Raw genomic sequence first — 20842 nt, 5'->3', positions numbered from 1 at the left:
TCCACCCGTTTCGGTTCCCTTCCGTTGGCCTCTTCAAGACTTGTCCTCCCCTTAGCACTCCCCCAACTCTTTATGGCAAAATAAAAAAAGCCTTGTCCCTTTTACGGAACAAGGCCTTGCTCATTTACTTTTTGTTGCGACGACGGTTGCGCAGGAACGCTGGAATATCCAGATTGTCCAGATTGCTCATGGAGAAGAAGGACTTATCATCTTCCTCTTCTTTTGGACGGCTGGTATTCGTATTTGAAATTGGGGTTGGACGATTTCCGGATGTGCTGATCGGCTGTTGCTGCCGACGTGGTGGCTCAGCAGCGCGTTGTGCTTGCTCAAAACCTGTAGCAATTACGGTTACGACCAGCTCGTTTTTCAAATCTTCGTTAATGATCGCACCGAAGATCATGTTTACATCAGGGTCTGCCGCAGAAGAAACGATATCGGCTGCCTCGTTTACTTCATACAAGCTGAGGTTGGTACCACCAGCGATGTTCATGAGAACACCACGTGCACCATCAATGGAGTTTTCCAACAGAGGGCTGGAAATCGCACGACGAGCGGCTTCAGCTGCACGGTTTTCTCCACTGCCTACACCGATACCCATCAATGCTGAGCCACGCTCTGTCATGATTGTCTTCACGTCAGCAAAGTCCAGGTTGATCAGTCCAGGCACCGCAATCAGGTCGGAGATCCCTTGAACACCCTGGCGCAAAATGTTGTCTGCCTCACGGAAAGCTTCCAGCATCGGCGTATTTTTATCTACAATTTCCAACAAGCGATCATTCGGGATCACAATCAAGGTATCGACTTTTTCTTTCAAAGCCGCAATTCCCACTTCACCATGCTGGGAACGTTTGCGTCCCTCAAAGGAGAACGGACGGGTAACAACCCCTACTGTAAGGGCACCCAGTTCTTTCGCAATTTCAGCAACTACTGGAGCCGCACCGGTACCGGTACCGCCACCCATACCAGCTGTTACGAACACCATATCCGCACCACGCAGGGCGTTTTCAATCAAATCGCGGCTTTCTTCAGCAGCCTTTTTTCCGATTTCCGGATTAGCGCCCGCTCCGAGACCACGAGTCAGTTTTTCTCCGATTTGCAGCTTGATGTCTGCACTAGACAGTTGGAGTGCCTGTGCATCCGTGTTCAGGGTAATAAACTCTACCCCTTTCACGCCGCTTGCGATCATACGGTTTACCGCGTTGCTACCGCCTCCACCGCAACCAATCACCTTAATTCGTGCAAAGGATTCCAAATCCATATCAAATTCCAGCATATTGCTAGTCCTCCCCAATTCAACATAAGAAAGCTCCGTGAATACGAAAACTTTATAACAAGCGTAGAAACATTCCGTTGATCCTCTTCACTTTCATTGGGAAACGAAACATCTCGATTATCGCCAATTTGGTGTAAAAAGCGGCAACGGTAAAAACTTTCTCTTGAAGCATCATCATGGTGTGTTACCGCATGTTTGCGGAAAACAGTTTAAATGAACTCACTAAACCAATTTTTCATTTTTTCCATCAAACCGCCACCTTCTTTTGGCTTAGACACGGTTTGCTTCTCGCTGCTCTTGGTTACTTTGCTGCCTTTGAATGAGGGGGTGACGCTAACGCTGCGGCGCTCCATCAACTGCAAGGCATACTGAATCAAACCTACCCCAGTGGTGTAGGCAGGATCGCGGACTCCAATGTAATCAGGAATCGCGATTCGCACAGGAGCATCCAGTTCTTCCTTTGCCAGCTCCAACATACCTGGCATTGCCACTGTACCACCAGTAAGTACATAACCGCCTGCGATTTCATCGCGATAGCCCAGCTTGTAGACAGCCTGCTCTACTAGTTGGAATATTTCCGCAGCACGCGGCTCAATAATGCTGGCCAAATCCACTTGGGTAAACTGCTTTTCTACCTCGCTGCCAATCCGATTCACCTTGAATTTGACGTCATCTGATGCTTCATCGATCAAGGCGCAGCCGTTTTTCGTCTTAACCCGGTCTGCTACATCCGTGTGTGTGCGCAATCCCAGTGAAATATCACTGGTAATGTGGTCGCCACCGATGCCGATCACGGTGGTTGCTGCCAATTTTCCTTGCTCGAATACACCGATCGTGGTAGAACCCGCACCGATGTCGACTAAAACGACACCCATATTTTTGTCATCCTTGGAAAGAGCGACAGTGCTTGCTGCGAGTGGTTGCAAGAAAATCCCTGCAACTCGCAAATTAGTTCTTTGGGTACAGCGAACAATGTTATGTACGACCGTTTTCAACCCGGTCACGATGGTTCCTTCCATTTCCAGACGGACACCGATCATACCACGAGGGTCTTTTATACCACCTTGTCCATCAACGATGTACTCCTTTGGTACGACCTCGATAATTTCACGGTCCGGTGGAATGGCAACAACCTTTGCTGCCTGAATTACGCGTTGGATGTCTTCTTCTCGTATCTCACGGTCTTCGCTGGATACAGCGACAACCCCTTGTGTTTCATGCAGCTCAATGTGGTTTCCAGTAATCCCCACATATACTTCTTCGATCGAAACATCAACCATGCGCTCAGCATGATCCACTGCTTCACGGATGGCATGCACGGTTTGGTCGATGTCGACGATCACGCCCTTCTTAATTCCTTCGGAGTGTGATTGGCCGACGCCGATGATGTTGATGGAACCGTTGGTGATTTCGCCGATCATGACGCGTACTTTGGATGTTCCAATGTCTAGGCTGACGATGAGTTCATTGCTTACCAAACCTGTGACACCTCCCCTGCTACGTCTTTTATCTTGCTAAGATGAGAACACCTGCATAATTTATTCCACACAGGACTACCATTCCCTTTTTTTCATCTTGAATTTTTGTAAAAAAATGACCTTCTTCCCATTTCTTCGTTCTACTCCTGTTGATTAATCCAACGAGATAGAACAATTCTCCTAATAACCGCCAAGTTGTTGAACAATCGAACACCAAAAGCTACGATTGCTGCCAAGTAGAGATCGATGCCCAAGAATGCCCCGATAAAAGCAAGGCCTGCTGCAAAGAGCGTGTTGAAAAAGAATCCGGACATAAAAATCCGAACGTTAAAAGTGCGCTCAAGGAATGAACGAATCCCTCCAAAGATCGTATCCAATCCAGCCAAAAGGGCAATGGACAGATAGCTACTGTATTCCTGGGGCACACGCCAATCCAGCAAAAAGCCGACAGCGAGACCGACAATCAGTCCGATAAGCGGGAGCCACATGGTTACGAATCTCCTTTTTCTTTCACAGGTTTCATAAATTGGATGGAACGTGTTTCATTATTGGCGGAAATCATCAGCTTGTCCCGTTTTTCGGCCAGCACCTTTTTGTTTGCAAGCTGAAAGTTTTCCTCCACACCCTCCAGCTTCAATGCTGACAGCAGAACGTCAGGTTCCCCCAATGCTTTTATTTCATACGGAGGCTTGATTGTCCTGGTATCAATCTGAATCACGTCCCCTACGTTGCGAATAGCGGAAGTGGTTATTAAGCGATGACCGTTGATTGAGACTGCTTGTGCTCCGTTGGCAAACAAAATATTGACCAACCAGCGCAAATCCTCATCATCAATCGTGTAATCACCGACAACCGGCACAGGCATGTGCTCGTCCAGGATGTGCTCATCGGGAATGTGGGCATCGACTACTTCCAGCACGACACCTGCTCCCTCTACGCCAACCATACCAGCCATCCTGCGATTACGTGCCAGCTCCTCTTTCATGACGGAGATGCTTTCATCTTCGCTGAGTGAGGTTTCGTACTGATAGTACAGCTGATTGTACTTCGAAATGTCTGCCAGCAAGTTTTTATGCTTTTCCAGTTCTTTTTGCAGCGTTGTTCTAAGCTCTGCAATGCTCCTGGACTCTTTGTGCACGGGATGCAAACTGCTTCGCAACTGAACAGTCAACATCACACCTATGATAGCACTAATAATGGCAAGAATAAATGTGATTTTACGGCTTTTTTGTAACATAGGTAAACGCATCCTTTAATTAGGAGTGTTTGGTTTTGGAGTCACCGACAAAAGCAGGTAATTGGACCCGGTCCTTTTTGGCTACGTCGATTTGCACAAAGTCCTGAAGGCTATGTAGTACACCCCCTGGCAAATTCAACGCGCTCTCCATAGTTCCAGGGTCCCCTATGGCAGTGACGACAAAAGGAGCAGCAGATTTAATGCCATTGACAATAATGGTCGGTCCTACACAGCGTATCGATGAGTTGCTGACAAGCCGCTGTCCATTGATGCTGATCGCCTCCGCGCCAGCTGCTCGCAGCTCATTGACAACAAGTCGCACATCCTGCTCATGTACGATGTAGTTGGCAATGTCAGCACTATTGGCCGCGTTCTGGCTATCCTGCATCGTAATCACGATTCCTGGCCCTTCAACGGCAACCACTCCTGAAAGCATCCGTGCTGCTTCCAGCTGGCTGAGTGTTTCCGCTGCCTCTGATTTGCGCTCAGCCATTGCTTCCTCCACTTTGCCTACTTGGCGCTGCAAGTCAATCAATTGATTTTCCAGATGTCTGTTTTGTTCTTTTTCTGAGAGAATCCGGTCATTCAATTGTGTTTCCTGCTGGAAGAGCTGATCATTGATGCGCTCCTTGCGCGTCAACTTCGTGGTTTCAATCGAGGTGGCCACCAGAAAGCCGGTACAAAACGTCACAACGGTTAAATAAAGATGAAACTTACGGCGACGACTCATTGTCTGCTTTCCCCTTTTTAGTGTGTAGAAAAGTTCACGCGCTGCTCCATAACAAAGCAAGCTTGCGCAAACATCTCAAAACGCCTCATTACGTGCCTTAGCGTCTTTTCGAGCATTTCTTTGGTACAAAGTTTACTGCGGCTTTTGCGTTTGCTCTTCTCCGTTCGTAAGTGGAATCGCTGAACCCGCTGCCCCGTAAGGAACAAACCAAGGCTGTTCAAACAAAGAAAGCACTCCTTTTGAATTGGCAGGCAGCTCTTTGACGATCGACGGGTACCAGTTCAACATCTTGTCCAGCTTATAAAGCACGCTGCGAACCTCGTTTCCGTCCCGCATATACAAGGTTACGCGCTGTTTATCATAGATGGTTGGCGTCAGAGCAATATCGGAAATTTCTCCAAGTACAGCCGGGGTGAGCTTTGACAACGATTTCGCGAGATTAGGGAGCTGCTCTGGCGATGCCCAGGAGCTGATCAAGGGCCTGTCCACTACACGGTCGGCAAAGTTAACTTCCTTTAGCACAACTCCTGTTTCCAGCAGAGGGTATCTCGCTCCATCCTGACCGTTCCAAAAAGCGACCCGCTTAATTTCTGTCACATGCAGCATGATCACTCCCGGAAACGATCGGCTAATTGTTACCTCTTTGATTCCGGTCAACGGTTTCAGACTGCTCTGTACACTGCCTTCCCAAACATTGAGAAATTGCATATCCTTCGTCAGACCCGAATTTTGAATAATTTGCTCTGTAGAATAAATATCATTTCCGAACACTTGAATTTCCTGTACTTTGCTGTACGGAGATCGAATAAAAACAATAATAAGAACGGTAAGAAAAAAGAAAAGAAGCAAAAAGACCAGTTTGCGGTTTCCCCGTTTACGGGGGCGTTGCTGTTTGACTTGCGGAATACGTTCCTCAATTACCGCCATGGCCGTACCTTCCTCGTTCATACTAGGCTTTGCGCCTGCAAAAATAAACATGAACTTTCCCTAGCTGCTCATCCAAAATCATACAAGATGTAAAAAAATGTAAATTTACAAAACAGGGAAAGCGGCATAGCAGTATGCCGCTTATCTACCCTCGGTTATATCGACACCCGTGATATATTTGCTCCTAGCTGACTCAACTGATGCTCCAAGCGTTCATATCCCCGGTCGATATGGTGGATCTGATTCACCGTAGTAGTCCCTTCTGCTGCAAGACCCGCAAGAACCAAAGCTGCTCCTGCTCGAAGATCTGTCGCTTCCACATTCGTAGCAGTCAATTTGCCAACGCCACGAATAATAGCGGAGCCCAGATCAACGTATATGGAGGCGCCCATTCGCGCCAATTCATTCACATGTTTGAATCTTCCTTCAAAAATCGTTTCTTTAATGACACTCGTTCCCCTCGCCTGTGACAAAAACACCATCAGCTGCGCCTGTAAATCAGTGGGAAACCCAGGGAATGGCGAGGTGATGATCCGGTCGTAGGCACGTGGACGCGAGGTGCATTTGATTTCCATTATATCATGGCGGGTCTTGATTTCAACACCACAGCTACGGGCAACCTCAATCAATGCTGTAAGATGTTCAGGAAGCGTGTTCGTCAGCTCGACATGCCCTTGCGATACGCCGATTGCCAATAAGTAGGTTCCTGTTACAATCCGGTCCGGAATAATCCGATAGCTCACTGATCGAAGCCGGGGGACGCCGCTTATTTCAATTGTATCTGTTCCCGCACCGCGGATACGCGCGCCCATCGCATTCAAAAAGTTTTGCAAATCGATAATCTCCGGTTCTCTTGCAGCATTGCAAATTCGCGTTGTACCTTTTGCCAGCACTGCCGCCATCATAATGTTTTCTGTTGCGCCCACACTGGGGAAGGAAAGAAAGATATTGGTCCCGCGCAATTGCTTCGCCCGAAATGTAATGTAGCCTTCCGATTCTTCAATCTTGGCTCCGAGCGCAGTCAGGCCGGCTAAATGCAAATCAATTCTGCGCTCTCCAATATCGCACCCACCTGGTCTGGAAATGGTAACCTCACCCAATCTTGCCAAGAGCGGTCCAGCCAAGAAAATAGAAGAGCGCATCTGGCTCATCAAGTCATCTGGCACTAACGGGACGGAGACAGACGACGTATCTAGATCAACACAGCTGTCCACATGGTTCGTTTTCGCTCCCAGCGACGTGAGGATCTCCAGCATGACCTTTATATCTTTTAGGTGGGGAACGTCATAGATATAGAATTGCCCTTCCGCCAGCACAGCGGCTGCAAGAATAGGAAGAGCAGCGTTCTTAGCTCCTTGGATCCGAAGCGAACCGGACAGAGGTCTTCCGCCTTCGATCGCAAAAGTCTCCAAACTTTCACCTCCGTGTTACCCCTCGCCCACCACCAGGACTTCCGGGTGCAGGTCAACCCCGTATTTCTCGAGGATCGTGCTCCGTACATGGCTGATCAAGGTGAGGACGTCGGTAGCCGTGGCCCCTCCACAATTCACGATGAAGTTCGAATGTTTTTCCGAAACCTGAGCTCCTCCAATTCGGTATCCTTTGAGTCCTGCTGCTTCAATCAGGCGTCCCGCATGATCCTGTGGCGGATTCCGAAACACGCTGCCGGCACACGGCATTTGCAATGGCTGTGTCTGGCGCCGTCTGTCTTTGTTTGCAGCGAGTGTAGCCGCAATCTCCTTGCGATCTCCAGTGCGCAATTGAAACCGGGCCTCAAGCACGATTCCTTTTTGCTTTTGCAGCAAGGAAGTCCGGTAACTAAAGCTCAGTTCTTCGTTATTCAACACCTTACATTCGCCGTTTTCGAAGAGGATCTCGGCTTCAATAAGAATACGTGAAAGATCAGATCCGTGTGCCCCAGCATTCATGTAGACGGCCCCGCCTACTGTACCAGGAATACCTCCTGCAAATTCCATACCTGTTAATCCCATCTTACCTGCCTCCACCGCCAGGCGGATCATGGAATATCCGGCACCCACACACACCTCTTCGCCCTTGAACTCACAGTGGCTTAGTCCCTCTGCCACCTTCAGCACGGCTCCTCGAAACCCTCCGTCCCTCACCAGAAGGTTGGAACCGCGCCCTATCACATTCCAAGGAACTTTATGGCGATGGAGAATCTGCAAGGCTGTTTGCAAGGATGCTTTATCCTTGGGCTGGATCAACAAATCAGCAGGACCCCCAATCCGCCAAGTCGTATGATTGGCGAGAGGTTCATCAGTCCACACTTTTTCGATTCCCGCTTTCTTCAACTCATCTGCGATTTGTTTCATCTTGTGAACCTCCTGATACAATTGCTAGGTCGGACCTAGGTCTTCTCACGTGTTTGCTCTATACTATGCATTCGCCCAGATAGCGTGACAGTCGCCTATCCGCTCATTTCTTTCGTGCGATGGCAGTCAACTGATCCACGATCTCAGTGGCTGCGTGAGGCATTCCTAAAGAAAGGGAAGACTTCTTCATTTGTTCCCATCTTTTCGCATCAGCGAGTATGGCAGACAGCGCTTTAAGCAGACTCTCTCCGGTCAATTCCTGCTCAACAATGACCTCTGCCGCTCCTACCTTTTCCAAGCCGCGCGCATTTTTTTCCTGATGATTATTCGTCACGTACGGGGATGGAATCAAAATGGATGGAACCCCAAGTGCAGTCACTTCTGCCAAGGTAGATGCTCCAGCCCGTCCCACCAGAACATGGGTAGCCGCTAAAACGTCCGGCATATTGTGGACGAATGGAAGCACCGTTATGTTCGTGGAAATATCGCCCATTTGCTGCAACTCGGCATGAATTTTCTCATAGTGAACGTCCCCTGTGACATACACAAAATGAGTATCGGTAAACTGACCTAACTGGTTTACCATGGCAACAACCGCTTCATTGATTGCCCTGGCGCCGCGACTGCCGCCGAAAATCAAGACGATTTTTTTACCCGCATCCACGCCCAAAAAGCTACGACCCGCTTCTGCATTCCCGTGCATTACTTCTGTTGCACGCGGATTTCCGGTCAGCACCGTTTTGGCCGAGGGGAAAAAGGCTAGAGACTCGGAAAACGAAACAGCTACCTTGGTAACCGATCGCGACAAAAACTTGTTCGTTAAACCAGGCACCACATTTTGCTCGTGAATCATCGTTGGAATTCCCAGCTTTGCTGCCGCGTAGACAACTGGACCACATACGTAGCCACCCGTACCAATAACTACATCCGGCCGAAATTCTCGAAGCATTTTTTTCGAATCGGACACAGCCCGTAAAAATTTCCACAGCGTCTTCAAATTATCCAGAGTCAGCTTTCGCTTAAGGCCGCTGATCTCTACCGATTGAAACGGAATTTCCGTGCGTGGAACAAGCTGTGCCTCAAGCCCATGCTTACTGCCGATATACAAAAAGGCAGCCTGCGGATGTTGGCGAGAAACTTCTCTCGCCACCGCAAGCGCCGGATAAATATGCCCACCTGTGCCACCGCCTGTTAGGACGACGCGCATACGATCACACCTTCCATGAACGTTCCTCTATATCATTGCTTCTATCTTCATCATAATCGTTTTTTATCGTGAAAACCGAGAAATATTCAACAAGACTCCGACACCTGTCAGCATCAGTGTCAAGGATGAGCCTCCATAGCTTAAAAAGGGCAATGTGATTCCCGTTACAGGAAACATACCGGTCACAACCCCGATGTTGATAACGACCTGGATCGCAATCATTCCGATGATGCCTAAAGCAAGAAGACTGCCGAATAAATCTGGCGCCGTAATCGCTGTCCTCATCCCCCGCCACAAAAGCAGCAGGAACAAGAGGAGGATTAAGGTCCCGCCGATGAAGCCCAGCTCCTCAGCTACAATCGAAAAAATAAAATCATTGTATGGTTCCGGGAGATACAGATGCTTTTGTCTACTCTGACCGAGACCTAATCCCAAAAGTCCTCCAGGTCCAATCGCGTATAGCGACTGGATGATTTGATATCCCGTATTGAGAGGGTCTGACCACGGATCGAGGAAGGAAGTGATCCTCTTGACCCGATAGGGTGCCGATAAAACCAATCCGACAAAGCCGGCTACACCAAGCATGCCAAGCCCAGCAAAATGACTCACTCTGGCACCGGAGGCAAAAATCATGATGACAGCCGTCCCCATCAAAACAGTTCCTGTGCCCAAGTCTGGCTGGAGCATGATCAAACCGAAGCACACCGACGGAATCCCCAATGCAGGAACCAGCCCTTTGCGAAACAGAACAACTTGTTTTTGGTTGTCCGACAGCCATTTAGCCAGAAAAGCAACAACACCCAGCTTGGCGAATTCACCTGGCTGAATCCCGAATGCCCCAAATCCTAACCAGCTTTTTGAACCGTTCACTTCAATCCCGATTAACAAGACCAGTACAAGAAGTCCCAAGCTCGCAATAAAACCTACTTTGGCCCACTGCTTCCACACCCAATAATCAATGTTCATCGTAATGTACATCGAGGTGATGCCAAGCAGAGCAAAAATCAGCTGGCGCTTGGCAAAAAAATAAGGATCGGAAAATGGCGGCTTTTGCGCAACAATCGCACTGGCGCTGTACACCATCACGATGCCAATTCCCAATAAAAAAAGTGTTGCAAAAATAATTACAAAGTCGGGGGCAGAGCGTACCTTGCTCATTTTGCCAGGTCATCCTTTCTCACGCCGTCCCGATCAACTGTTTATTCATGAAGCACTTTGGGACGTTATGCTAGGCTTGTTTTAAGTCTATGCACGCCGTCCTTAAACATGCTCCCCCGAACTTCAAACGAAGGAAACATGTCCCAGCTCGCACACGCCGGGCTGAGTAAAACCACGTCTCCCGGTTGTGCTAATCGCGAAGCAGCAAGAACGGCTTTGTCCACAGTATCGACATGGATTCGCTCGTTAATCCCTGCATCTTCTGCCCGCTCCAGTAAAATTGGTGCCGTTTCTCCGAGAGCGATAACCGCTTTGACTCTTCCTGAAATGACAGGTAGCAGCTCCCGGAAGTCTACCCCCCGATCAAGCCCCCCGCAAATCCAGACAACAGGCTCTGTGCATGCCTGCAGGGCTCTTGAAGCTGCCTCTGGATTGGTAGCCTTGGAATCATTAAAGTAATTGACCCCATTAATCGAAGCAACAAATTCCATCCGATGCTCTACACCAGCAAACGTAGAGAGAACCGTTGCAATCGATTGCTTGTCTGCTCCAGCCAGGAGCGTCACGAGAATAGCCGCCAATGCGTTGTCCACATGTGGTACCGTAATGTCTTTTACTCCAATGATTTCTTCAACATGGCCCTGACCATCTGCATACACAATCATGCCGTCCTTCACGTAAGCACCTCTGGGCACTTCCTGCGTCTTGCTAAAGAAATAGGTACGAGCTGACAAGTGTCCACAGTGATTCATGATCTCAGACTGGTCGTATGGAAGAATCGCGACATCCTCCTCGGTCTGATTTGCAAACAGTTTCAGCTTGGCATTCAAATACTCTTCCATGGAATGATGGTAATCCAAATGAGCCGGGTACAGATTTAGCAGCACGCCGATATGTGGACGAAACTCTTTTGTCCCCATTAGCTGAAAGCTGCTCAGCTCCGCTACCAACCATTCATCCGGCTGCGCCGTTTCAGCCAGCCCGCATAGAACCGTTCCGATATTGCCACCAACCATAGAGCTGATATTGGCTTGCTTTAAAATCAAACCAACGAGTGTCGTCGTCGTCGTTTTTCCATTGGAGCCGGTGATCCCGATTATGGGTGCTTTCGCAATCTGATATGCGAGCTCCACCTCAGTCATGACTGGAATTCCCAGCTCGAGTGCTCGAGCTACCGGAGCAGCTTCGTAGGGGATTCCTGGATTTTTGACGACAAGTGCTACATCCGTATGTACGAGATCGTCAGGATGATACCCGCAAATGACCGTAATCCCGAGCGCCTCCAGCTCTTCTGCTCCCGGCGATTCCCCGCGCGGCTTACGGTCATTGACCACGACATGCGCACCAAAGCGGTGTAACAGCTTTGCCACTGCCACACCGCTTTTCGCCATTCCTAAAACGACAATTTGTTTCCCTTGATAGTCGATCATCTGATTGTCACCACCTCGAGGTATACACCCAGTCCAGCAAAAAAGATCCCCACCAACCAAAAGGTCACAACAACTCGCCACTCGGACCAGCCTGTTAACTCAAAGTGGTGATGAAGAGGACTCATTCGGAAAATCCGCTTTCCTCTCGTTTTAAAGGAAATAACTTGAATGATTACAGAAAGCGTCTCAACAACAAACACTCCACCGATGATCGCTAAAAGCAGCTCGGTTTTTGTCATAATCGCAATGGCCGCCAAGGCACCACCCAGCCCCAATGAGCCAGTGTCGCCCATAAATACACGCGCCGGATGAGCATTGAAGACGAGGAACCCAAGAACAGCACCAACCACGGCTGCGCTGAAAATAGCCGTATCATAATCCTGTCCAAACCAGGCGATGATGGCATAAGCACCGAATGCAATCGCCCCTGTACCTGCGAGCAAGCCGTCCAAGCCGTCTGTAATGTTGACAGCATTGGTCGTACCAACTAACAAGAACAAGAGGAATGGGAAGTAAAAATAGCCAAGCTCCAGCTTCCACTCTGTCCCCGGGAAATGCAGCGATGTATCATGCCCCATCGTATACAACAAAATATAAGCACCAATACCAAGCACAATCTGGCCAGCAAATTTTTGTTTTGCGGTCAAACCCAGATTGCGTTTTTTTCTGATCTTAATGTAATCATCCAAAAATCCGATCAACCCGTATCCGAGTGTCACCAACAGCAAAAAATATACTTTCATTCCCACATTGGCAAACTTCAGTACCGTAAAAATGAGTGCCAAAAGAATGATGGTCCCCCCCATCGTAGGGGTACCTGCCTTCTTATAATGGGACTGTGGCCCTTCTTCCCGGATTGCCTGCCCAAACTTCAGACGGCGAAGGAACGGGATAAATAGTGGTCCAATAAGTACAGCGATGAGAAACGCAGCGACGATCGTGACGATGAGTACGTTGTCAGCGAACATGCCCGAACCTCCTTTCTTTCGATGCTATTTGAACGCATCTGTCTTTATTCTTGGTTGTACCGGGCGATCGCTTCACGTGCTACCTCGCGATCGTCGAAGGACAATACTTCCGATTTTATAATTTGGTACGTTTCATGACCTTTTCCTGCAATCAGGATGACATCCTCTGCCTTCGCAAGCGAAACCGCGTGATTGATTGCCTCGCGTCGGTCTACAACGGATGTATAGCTGTTCTTGGATACACTGGCGAGGCCTGCAAGCATATCGTCAATTATCGCTTGCGGCTCCTCTGAACGAGGATTATCTGATGTTAAGACGGTCATATCTGCATACTTTGTTGCGATCTGCGCCATAATTGGGCGCTTGGTGCGGTCTCGATCTCCGCCGCAGCCGACTACGCAGAAAATCCGCCCTTTGGCAAACTCTTTAATGGTCATCAGAGCATTTTCCAAGCTGTCAGGAGTATGCGAATAATCGACCAGTACCGCAAATGGCTGACCTGCTTCCACAGCCTCAAAGCGTCCATCTACACCAGCAACTGTTTCCAGACTGGCTTTGATCTCTTCCAGTATGATTCCTTCAGCAAGTGTAACCGCGATTGCTGCAAGAGCGTTATACACATTGAACTTCCCCATCATCCGCAGGTTAAAGCGAACGCTGCCAGCAAACGTATGAGCTGTAAAGGAAGTACCCTTGCTCGTAATTTCAATATCGGTGGCCCGCACATCAGCCGCACGATCAATTCCATATGTGATGACTCTGGCAGGAGTAACCGTCGCGTACAGCTCCGAGGCATCGTCATCCGCATTTAATACAGCCGTCTTGAGTCTGTCGGGATCATAGCTATTTCCCAACTGGGAAAAGAGCAACGATTTGGCGTAGCGATAGTTATCCATCGTTTTGTGGTAGTCCAGATGATCCTGCGTCAGGTTTGTAAACACAGCTGTATGGATGTTGCAGCCGCGTACACGCCCCATCTCCAGCGCATGAGAGGACACCTCAATAATCGCGTAGTCTGTGTTCACATCGCACATGCGACGGAAGCTTCGTTGCAGATCTACAGCGTCAGGAGTCGTGTTCTTCACTTCTTCTGTGACATCACCAATCCGCATGTGAATCGTACCGATCAACCCCGTCTGTTTGCGTTGGTCACGCAAAATCTTGTCGATCAGATGAGTGGTGGTCGTCTTTCCATTAGTCCCTGTCACACCAATCACTTTTAATTCACGTGTGGGAGAACCGAAAATACGATCAGCCAGCATCGCCATTGCCCGCCGGGTATCCGGCACTCTGACAATGGTAGCTGGCACGTCCAGATCTTTTTCGGATAGCACAGCAACGGCTCCATTGTTAACCGCTTGAGCCGCAAACGTATGTCCATCCACGGTATACCCAGTCAGACAAACAAACAAGAAGCCGGGTTTAACCTGGCGCGAGTCTGCTGTCAAACCAGTAATCTCCATGCTGTCATCCCCTGTGACCTGATATGGCAACAGCGGCATGAGCAGATCCCGTAGAAACATGAAACAGGCACCCCATTCTCCAACTAGTATAGACAAAAATGTACCGATTTGTACAAGCACAAAGACAGAGCGTCCGTAGACAAGCCTACTTCCCTCCGCCTTCGAAATCTCATTTTATAGCTAATTGTTCAATTTGTCACCAAGATGGATACGAATTTTTCCGCCCTCTTCGATTTTTACACCTGCTGCCGGCGATTGTGCGATCACATACTTCCCTTTTCCTGAAACAACAAGAGGGAGAGTCTCGTACGTTGTGACAACATCTTGCATGGTCTGACCTACCATGTTTGGCACCTCAATCGGACTTCTTTCACCCAGAGCCTTGTTAATCTCTTTGGAAATGCCGTCTTTGCGCTTCGGAACATTCATATGCTGCAGAGACGACTCGATGATGCTTTTTACACTTGGAGCAGCGATCAAACCACCGAATGCAAGTGCTTTTGGATTATCGACAGCAAAATAAACAAGGATTTGTGGATCATCCGCCGGGGCAAAGCCTATGAAGGACACGATATATTCTCCATCCATGTAGCGACCATTTTTAACTTTTTGCGCAGTACCTGTTTTCCCGCCTACACGATAGCCTTCGATGTAGGCCTTATTGCCTGTACCGCGGGCGACAACGCTTTCCAGCGCATAACGAACCTTGTCTGAGGTATCCTTGCTAATGACTTGACGTACTTCTGTCGGGACCGTTCTGCCTATGACGTCGTGGGTAATACCGTCACGCCACTCTTTGGCTACAAAAGGCTTCATCAGCTTGCCTCCGTTGATCGCCGCGGCCACAGCAGCCATTTGCTGAATAGGCGTAACGGAAACCCCTTGACCGAACGAAGTCGTGCCTAGTTCGACCGGACCTACCCGATTCAGATTAAAGAGCAGGCCATTCTCTTCACCAATAAGGTCTATGCCTGTCTTTTTACCAAAACCAAATTTCTTGATGTATTCAAACAAGCGCTCTTTTTGCAACCGTTGTCCCATAGTTACAAAGCCAGGGTTACACGAGTTCTCTACGACCTCAAGCATCGACTCCTGACCGTGCCCCTGTCGTTTCCAGCAGCGAAGTCTTTTGCCGGCAACATTTATAAAGCCGGGATCATAAAAGCCTTCGTCCAGTTTAATGACGCCTTCATTGAGCGCGGCAGCTAATGTAACGATTTTGAAGGTGGAGCCAGGCTCATATGTTTTCCAGATGGGTAAATTGCGGTTGTATACCTCTACGGGATAATTCTGATATTGATCAGGCTGGAACGTAGGTCGACTGCCCATTCCCAAAATTTCTCCTGTTTTCGGATCCATTGCGATCGCCAGTACATCATCCGGCTGATAAGCAACGACTGCTTGGTCCAGCTCCCTTTCGATAAAGGATTGGATCGTCGAATCCAGTGTCAAATACATGTCCATACCGTTCACTGGCGCTACATAGTCCTCTGAACCTCCAGGCATAACCCTTCCCTTGGCATCTGATGGATAGGAGATGTGTCCCTTGGTCCCATTCAGGAAGGGGTCATAGATCTTCTCCAAGCCAGTCAAGCCTTGATTGTCAATTCCGGTAAAACCTAAAATATGTGCGGCCATTGTCCCGTTTGGATAAAATCTCTTCGTATCTCCAGCAAGGTAGATTCCTGGCAGATTCAGCTCTTGAATCTTCTTAGCCTTTTCGACCGAAATCTTTTTTCCTCCAGGTATTTGGTTATTGCTCATGGCTTTTTTGGTAATCGCTTTTAAGACGTCTTCTTCCTTTTGCTCCAGGATGACGGAGAGCTGTTTTGCGGTTTCTGTCGGATTCTTGATTTGTGCTGGTACGGCTACAATTGTCGGTACACTCATATTGGAAACGAGTTCATTGCCACTCCGATCGAGAATACGGCCTCGATTGGGTTTAAAATCAATCTCACGGTTCAGCAGATCATCTGCCATCTGAGCAAGCCCTGGTCCTTCGACCAGCTGCACGTATCCCAGACGAGTAATGAGTGCCGAATACAGCACGATGCCAATGATTAAAACTACAAAAATACGGCGGCGTACAGTTGCATTGGATACCCGCAAAGCGAGTCCCCCCTCGAATAGGTTGTCTCTTTTTACCATATTCGCCGGGGGGACGGGTTAGAACTATGGGCTTGTGCTCGTTTGGCCTTGCTGATTATTCGTTGCCGGAGGCGTGTTTGTCTGGGTATTTTGACCCACTTCTGTACCTTGTCCAGTAGGGGTCACAGGAGCCGTCGTACCGGCTTGTGGTGGTGTTGTACCTGCCGCAAGGGTCCCCGTTTGACCAGGATTTGCTGGCGGCTGGCTTCCTTCTGCCCCTGCTGGATTTGTCTGCACAGGCGCTGGCGGCTCAGACTCTGATTGCAGCGTCACCTGCAGCTTCTCTGTTCCAGCCAAAACCGTACCAGGCGGGATGCTTTGCTGAGTCACAAAGCCTGTCCCTGTCGATTGCACAGGAATGTTCAATAATGAACTAAACTCCATGACATCCCGTATCGACTTGCCTTTGAAGTCAGGCATTTTGGCTCCCTTTACCCGATCCGTGACAAGCAGGATCTGTTTTCCTGCTGCTACCTTCTCCAATGGCGCAGGGTATTGCTCAACAATTTTTGTCCCTGTACCAATCACCGTAACGGTTAAATTATCCTGCTTGGCACGAAGCTGGGCTGCAGTTGTGGACATCCCTTCGAATTTTGGCAGCGTCAGCTCGATTTGCGGTTGCACAGCCTGTACCGTTTGTACCTTTTTGCCAGAGCTGCTATTTGCAGCCTTGGCCGCATTCACCTGTTGCATATCTGGTTGCTGCTGCAAATATTGCAAGCTGCGCTCCATAATGGACTTAAATGCTGGAGCAATCATCGTTCTACCCCAAAGAGCATACCATTCATCCGTTGCCGGGTCGTCAATGACTACATAAACCAATAGTCTTGGATTGTCCTTTGGCGCGAATCCGATAAACGAGCCAATATAGTGTCCATCCATGATTTTACCTGTATTCGGGTCATACTTTTGTGCCGTTCCCGTTTTACCGGCAACATGGTAGCCTTCGATTTTGTACAGCTTACCAGTTCCGTTTTCACCCGTGACTACGGTTTCCAAGATATCTCTTGTCTGTTTTGCGGTCGCTTCGCTAACGACACGTCTGACTACTTCACGGCCGCTTCGCTCGACAACAGCTCCTGTATGTGGATCGCGCAGCTCCTTGACAATATGCGGCTTCAACAATTCTCCACCATTTGCGATTGCGCCAACTGCTGCAACCTGCTGAATTGCTGTTACTGTTACGCCTTGTCCAAATGTTGTTGCTGCCCAGTCACGTGGAGATTGCGGCTTCTCCAGGTTGATCAGGTTTCCTTTTTTCTCATACGGCAATTCGATTTCGGTAAGGGAGCCCATCCCGAACTTTTTAAAATAATTTCTGAGCTTTTCCAGCTTCAAGCGTTCATAGCCCAGTTTAACGAACACAACGTTACTGGAGCGCTGTACCCCTTCCAAAAAGCTGATACGGCCCCAACCCATCCCGTTGTTATGGTCACGAATCGGAATCTGACCCTTGATGGTGTATTTCCCTGAATCATATTCTTCATTCGGATTGAACTGTTTCTCTTCAATCGCAGCAGCCAGTGTAATAATTTTAAAGGTAGAACCTGGCTCAAACATCGAAGTAACCGCCTGGTTCGTATAATTCGTAATTCCTTGGTAATACGTATTCGGGTTAAACTGGGAGCGGTTTCCCATCGCCAAAATTTCACCTGTCTGCGGATCGGTTACAACAACCGTCATTCCTTTTGGATTGTACTGCTGTACGACCTTGTCCATCGCCTGTTCGACATAATCCTGTATCTGACGGTCGATAGTCAGGTAGACGTCGTAGCCATCCTTTGCAGGGATGTATTGGCCCTCTCCATCAGGAAGCTGGTAACCAGCACCGTCCTTCTGGAACTGCATCTGCCCCTTTTCTCCTTTGAGCTTATCGTTCAATTGCAGCTCGATCCCCATCTTCGGCTCATCGTATAGATCCATATACCCGATGACATGGGAGGCAAAGCTGTTATTGGGATAGAAGCGACGTGAGGTTTCGTCCAAAAAGATGCCCGGCAGCTGATTTTTCTCTACCTGCTCACCACTTGGCAGCTTCGGAAATTGCAAGGCTAATATCCGATTCTTCTGATCCTCGGTAATTTTTTGTCCATAACGACCGAGCTCCACCACTTTTGATTGCTTGGTCAAAACCTTCACCAACTCAGGTACGGGCGCATTCAAAATGGGTGCGAGGCTTGTGGCCGTGAAGTAAGGATCGCGCACTACATCTGTATCCTTGTCATCTCGCGGGATAAGCCTTGCATTTACAGTGTACCCTTTTCCTTCGTAGGCAAGGATTTCGCCGTTGCGATCCTTGATGGAGCCACGCTTCGGCTTCAGTGTCCGTTCCCGATCCCATTGACCTTGTGCGTGCTCCATAATTCTGGCGGCATCAACTGTCTGAATCCAGTAGATTCGAAAGCTTAATCCTGTAAAGATCAGGATCGTGCACAGGGCAACCATCAGCAGCCGGAAATTCATTTTTCGTTTCGTATCCATCATCCACTCACTCCATTAAGTCTTTGTTCATCGTATTTCGACTCTTTTTCCTGTTGTGAATCCGACACTTAAGAAAAAATGTTACCGCACCATCGGCAGTAACATTCATTAATGTTGTGTAGTTTGATTTTGTTGTGATGACGGAATCGAACTTGCCTGAACCTTTGCCTGACCAATCGTATGTACTGCATCCGCATTGTATGTCATGCCTTGTCTTTCTGCTTCCTGCAGAATGCGATTCCCGTTGCTCAGCTGCTCAATTTGCAGCTGGAGCGCCGTATTCTTCTCCGTTACGATTCGGTTATCTTTTTTCGTACTCTGAATTTCGTAGTTGTATTGTGAAATTTGCGAGTAGCCGACGCCTACCAAGCCCAAAGCGACTACCGTCAGAGAAATAAACAAGAGATACAGCAGCTTCTCCCCTGTCGGTATCGTTGGCTTGATTCGGATCGTACGCTTTGTTGTTTTCGTTACGGAGCGCGACTGTTGTTCCAACTCCACAGCCAGGTTTCCGCGGTAGTAGTAGCTCATCGCTTTCTCTCCTTCTCTTTGTTGTACTATAGATCCTACAGCTTCTCCGCTACCCTCAACTTCGCCGAACGCGCGCGTGGGTTCGCTTCCAATTCTTCGTCAGAAGGCAAAATCGGCTTGCGCGTAATAACCTTTACAATCGGTTCGTTCCCACATGTACATATCGGAAAGGATGGCGGGCATGTGCAGCCTTTTGCTAAATCCTGATACACCTGCTTGCAAATCCGGTCTTCCAATGAGTGGAAGGTAATGACGCTTACTCTGCCTGCTGGATTCAGTACATCAACCGCATCGACAACAGCCTCTTTAAAAGCATCCAGCTCATCATTTACTGCAATACGAATCGCCTGGAACGTGCGCTTCGCAGGATGGGGACCAGTACGTCGTGCTGCTGCCGGAATTCCTCCCTTGATCAATTCCACCAGCTCGCCCGTCGTCTCGATTGGCTTCTTTTGACGCTGTTGGACAATTTGCCGGGCAATTCGCCGGGAAAATTTTTCTTCGCCATATTGCCAGATGATATTTGCGATCTCTTCTTCGTCCCACTCATTAATGATGTCATAGGCAGACAACGTCGCCTGCTGGTCCATGCGCATGTCCAGCGGTGCATCGGCATTGTAGCTAAAGCCGCGCTCTCCCTCGTCCAATTGCGGCGAAGAAACACCCAGGTCGAACAAAATTCCGTCCACACCTGTGAGCCCCAAATCACGAATCACGTCTTTGAGATGGCGAAAATTACTCTTAACCAGGGTTACTCTATCCATAAAGGAAGACAATCTCTCACGGGCATTGTCCAGCGCCCAGTCATCCTGATCGATGGCGATCAATCGACCACCTTCTGTCAGGTGCGAAGCGATCAAGCTGCTGTGTCCGGCTCCACCCAATGTGCAATCTACATAGATGCCTCCTGGGCGGATGTTTAGTCCAGCTACAGCCTCTTCCCGCAATACAGTTACATGATGAAACGACAAGATCGTCACTCCCGTTCTTCTTGCTGCTACAAATTAAAGTCCACAAGTTTTTCAGCGATCTCCCCGAACGAGCCTTCGGACTGGGCAAAATAGTCTTCCCAGCGTTCCTTGCTCCAAACCTCCACACGGTTCGATACGCCAATAATGACACATTCCTTTTGCATGCCAGCATGGTCACGCAGGTTAGGCGGTATATTTACCCTTCCCTGCTTGTCCCACTCACATTCGGTTGCACCCGAAAAGAAAAAACGCGTAAAAGCACGTGCATCAGCTTTGGTAAAGGGAAGAGTCTTCAGCTTCTCCTCTAATTGTTTCCATTCTTCCATCGGATAAGCAAACAAGCATTGGTCCAGTCCACGGGTAATAACAAAGGAAGCTCCCAATCCTTCACGGAATTTGGCAGGGATGGTCAGGCGGCCTTTTTCGTCGATGCTATGCTGAAATTCCCCCATGAACACGCCCATTTCCCCCACTTTCCTACCTGGAGGCTCCACTTCCCCCCACTTT

18 protein-coding genes are annotated in these 20842 nt (G+C 48.9%); all 18 read right to left on the bottom strand.

Annotation, left to right across the window (positions count from 1 at the left end; all coding sequences use genetic code 11):
- Window positions 1-124: 124 nt before the first annotated feature.
- The 18 genes from ftsZ to mraZ all read right to left on the bottom strand — a co-directional run bounded on the left by ftsZ (window position 125) and on the right by mraZ (window position 20793).
- Entirely contained in the window at window positions 125-1273 is a 1149-nt protein-coding gene (gene ftsZ, locus ADS79_RS11410; protein WP_049738526.1) for a cell division protein FtsZ, read from the bottom strand.
- A gap of 209 nt (window positions 1274-1482) precedes the next feature.
- Window positions 1483-2751: a cell division protein FtsA gene (ftsA, locus tag ADS79_RS11405; RefSeq protein WP_049738525.1), complete on the bottom strand. Its 1269-nt coding sequence runs from the start codon at window positions 2749-2751 to the stop codon at window positions 1483-1485.
- A 140-nt stretch (window positions 2752-2891) separates the two neighbouring features.
- Window positions 2892-3239 carry a small basic family protein gene (locus ADS79_RS11400; protein WP_049738524.1) on the bottom strand — a complete coding sequence of 116 codons (348 nt, stop codon included), beginning with the start codon at window positions 3237-3239 and terminating at the stop codon, window positions 2892-2894.
- 2 nt (window positions 3240-3241) lie between these two features.
- The gene (locus tag ADS79_RS11395) at window positions 3242-3988 is read right to left on the bottom strand and encodes a DUF881 domain-containing protein (RefSeq protein WP_049738523.1); all 747 of its coding nucleotides are present in this window, start codon (window positions 3986-3988) and stop codon (window positions 3242-3244) included.
- 19 nt (window positions 3989-4007) lie between these two features.
- On the bottom strand, window positions 4008-4718 hold the full coding sequence (locus ADS79_RS11390) for a DUF881 domain-containing protein (protein WP_049738522.1): 711 nt from the start codon (window positions 4716-4718) through the stop codon (window positions 4008-4010).
- A gap of 132 nt (window positions 4719-4850) precedes the next feature.
- The gene (locus ADS79_RS11385) at window positions 4851-5645 is read right to left on the bottom strand and encodes a cell division protein FtsQ/DivIB (protein ID WP_049739063.1); all 795 of its coding nucleotides are present in this window, start codon (window positions 5643-5645) and stop codon (window positions 4851-4853) included.
- A gap of 155 nt (window positions 5646-5800) precedes the next feature.
- Window positions 5801-7057, bottom strand: a complete 1257-nt coding sequence (gene murA, locus ADS79_RS11380) for a UDP-N-acetylglucosamine 1-carboxyvinyltransferase (protein WP_049738521.1) — start codon at window positions 7055-7057, stop codon at window positions 5801-5803.
- A 15-nt stretch (window positions 7058-7072) separates the two neighbouring features.
- The gene (murB, locus tag ADS79_RS11375; protein ID WP_049738520.1) at window positions 7073-7978 is read right to left on the bottom strand and encodes a UDP-N-acetylmuramate dehydrogenase; all 906 of its coding nucleotides are present in this window, start codon (window positions 7976-7978) and stop codon (window positions 7073-7075) included.
- Between the two features lie 103 nt (window positions 7979-8081).
- A complete protein-coding gene (gene murG, locus ADS79_RS11370) occupies window positions 8082-9185 on the bottom strand; it encodes an undecaprenyldiphospho-muramoylpentapeptide beta-N-acetylglucosaminyltransferase (RefSeq protein WP_049738519.1) in 1104 nt (367 codons plus the stop codon).
- A 63-nt stretch (window positions 9186-9248) separates the two neighbouring features.
- Complete coding sequence (spoVE, locus tag ADS79_RS11365; protein WP_049738518.1) at window positions 9249-10343, bottom strand: stage V sporulation protein E; 1095 nt, start codon at window positions 10341-10343, stop codon at window positions 9249-9251.
- 65 nt (window positions 10344-10408) lie between these two features.
- Entirely contained in the window at window positions 10409-11773 is a 1365-nt protein-coding gene (gene murD, locus ADS79_RS11360) for a UDP-N-acetylmuramoyl-L-alanine--D-glutamate ligase (RefSeq protein ID WP_049738517.1), read from the bottom strand.
- Window positions 11770-12741, bottom strand: coding sequence for a phospho-N-acetylmuramoyl-pentapeptide-transferase (gene mraY / locus ADS79_RS11355; RefSeq protein ID WP_049738516.1), 972 nt, complete (start codon window positions 12739-12741; stop codon window positions 11770-11772). Before mraY ends, murD begins: the two co-directional genes overlap by 4 nt.
- Before the next feature lie 44 nt (window positions 12742-12785).
- Window positions 12786-14264: a UDP-N-acetylmuramoyl-L-alanyl-D-glutamate--2,6-diaminopimelate ligase gene (locus tag ADS79_RS11350; protein ID WP_049738515.1), complete on the bottom strand. Its 1479-nt coding sequence runs from the start codon at window positions 14262-14264 to the stop codon at window positions 12786-12788.
- A gap of 120 nt (window positions 14265-14384) precedes the next feature.
- Window positions 14385-16313 carry a stage V sporulation protein D gene (locus ADS79_RS11345; protein ID WP_049738514.1) on the bottom strand — a complete coding sequence of 643 codons (1929 nt, stop codon included), beginning with the start codon at window positions 16311-16313 and terminating at the stop codon, window positions 14385-14387.
- Window positions 16314-16376: 63 nt separating this feature from the next.
- The gene (locus ADS79_RS11340; protein ID WP_084765861.1) at window positions 16377-18833 is read right to left on the bottom strand and encodes a PASTA domain-containing penicillin-binding protein; all 2457 of its coding nucleotides are present in this window, start codon (window positions 18831-18833) and stop codon (window positions 16377-16379) included.
- Between the two features lie 108 nt (window positions 18834-18941).
- The gene (gene ftsL2 / locus ADS79_RS11335; protein ID WP_049738513.1) at window positions 18942-19364 is read right to left on the bottom strand and encodes a cell division protein FtsL; all 423 of its coding nucleotides are present in this window, start codon (window positions 19362-19364) and stop codon (window positions 18942-18944) included.
- Between the two features lie 35 nt (window positions 19365-19399).
- Complete coding sequence (gene rsmH, locus ADS79_RS11330; RefSeq protein ID WP_049738512.1) at window positions 19400-20344, bottom strand: 16S rRNA (cytosine(1402)-N(4))-methyltransferase RsmH; 945 nt, start codon at window positions 20342-20344, stop codon at window positions 19400-19402.
- A gap of 17 nt (window positions 20345-20361) precedes the next feature.
- Window positions 20362-20793, bottom strand: coding sequence for a division/cell wall cluster transcriptional repressor MraZ (mraZ, locus tag ADS79_RS11325; RefSeq protein WP_049739062.1), 432 nt, complete (start codon window positions 20791-20793; stop codon window positions 20362-20364).
- Window positions 20794-20842 lie beyond the last annotated feature (49 nt).

Origin of the sequence: Brevibacillus reuszeri, from assembly GCF_001187725.1 — a bacterium.
GTDB classification, from domain to species: domain Bacteria; phylum Bacillota; class Bacilli; order Brevibacillales; family Brevibacillaceae; genus Brevibacillus; species Brevibacillus reuszeri.
Note: the sequence above shows the minus strand (reverse complement) of the source record. Positions and strands in the feature narration are given on the sequence as shown.

What these genes read in the sequence shown, in the direction of transcription:
- ftsZ (WP_049738526.1), bottom strand. Translation starts at nt 1,273, where the DNA reads ATGCTGGAATTTGATATGGATTTGGAATCCTTTGCACGAATTAAGGTG.
- ADS79_RS11400 (WP_049738524.1), bottom strand. Translation starts at nt 3,239, where the DNA reads ATGTGGCTCCCGCTTATCGGACTGATTGTCGGTCTCGCTGTCGGCTTT.
- ADS79_RS11395 (WP_049738523.1), bottom strand. Translation starts at nt 3,988, where the DNA reads ATGTTACAAAAAAGCCGTAAAATCACATTTATTCTTGCCATTATTAGT.
- ADS79_RS11390 (WP_049738522.1), bottom strand. Translation starts at nt 4,718, where the DNA reads ATGAGTCGTCGCCGTAAGTTTCATCTTTATTTAACCGTTGTGACGTTT.
- ADS79_RS11385 (WP_049739063.1), bottom strand. Translation starts at nt 5,645, where the DNA reads ATGGCGGTAATTGAGGAACGTATTCCGCAAGTCAAACAGCAACGCCCC.
- murB (WP_049738520.1), bottom strand. Translation starts at nt 7,978, where the DNA reads ATGAAACAAATCGCAGATGAGTTGAAGAAAGCGGGAATCGAAAAAGTG.
- murG (WP_049738519.1), bottom strand. Translation starts at nt 9,185, where the DNA reads ATGCGCGTCGTCCTAACAGGCGGTGGCACAGGTGGGCATATTTATCCG.
- spoVE (WP_049738518.1), bottom strand. Translation starts at nt 10,343, where the DNA reads ATGAGCAAGGTACGCTCTGCCCCCGACTTTGTAATTATTTTTGCAACA.
- murD (WP_049738517.1), bottom strand. Translation starts at nt 11,773, where the DNA reads ATGATCGACTATCAAGGGAAACAAATTGTCGTTTTAGGAATGGCGAAA.
- mraY (WP_049738516.1), bottom strand. Translation starts at nt 12,741, where the DNA reads ATGTTCGCTGACAACGTACTCATCGTCACGATCGTCGCTGCGTTTCTC.
- ADS79_RS11350 (WP_049738515.1), bottom strand. Translation starts at nt 14,264, where the DNA reads ATGTTTCTACGGGATCTGCTCATGCCGCTGTTGCCATATCAGGTCACA.
- ADS79_RS11340 (WP_084765861.1), bottom strand. Translation starts at nt 18,833, where the DNA reads ATGGATACGAAACGAAAAATGAATTTCCGGCTGCTGATGGTTGCCCTG.
- ftsL2 (WP_049738513.1), bottom strand. Translation starts at nt 19,364, where the DNA reads ATGAGCTACTACTACCGCGGAAACCTGGCTGTGGAGTTGGAACAACAG.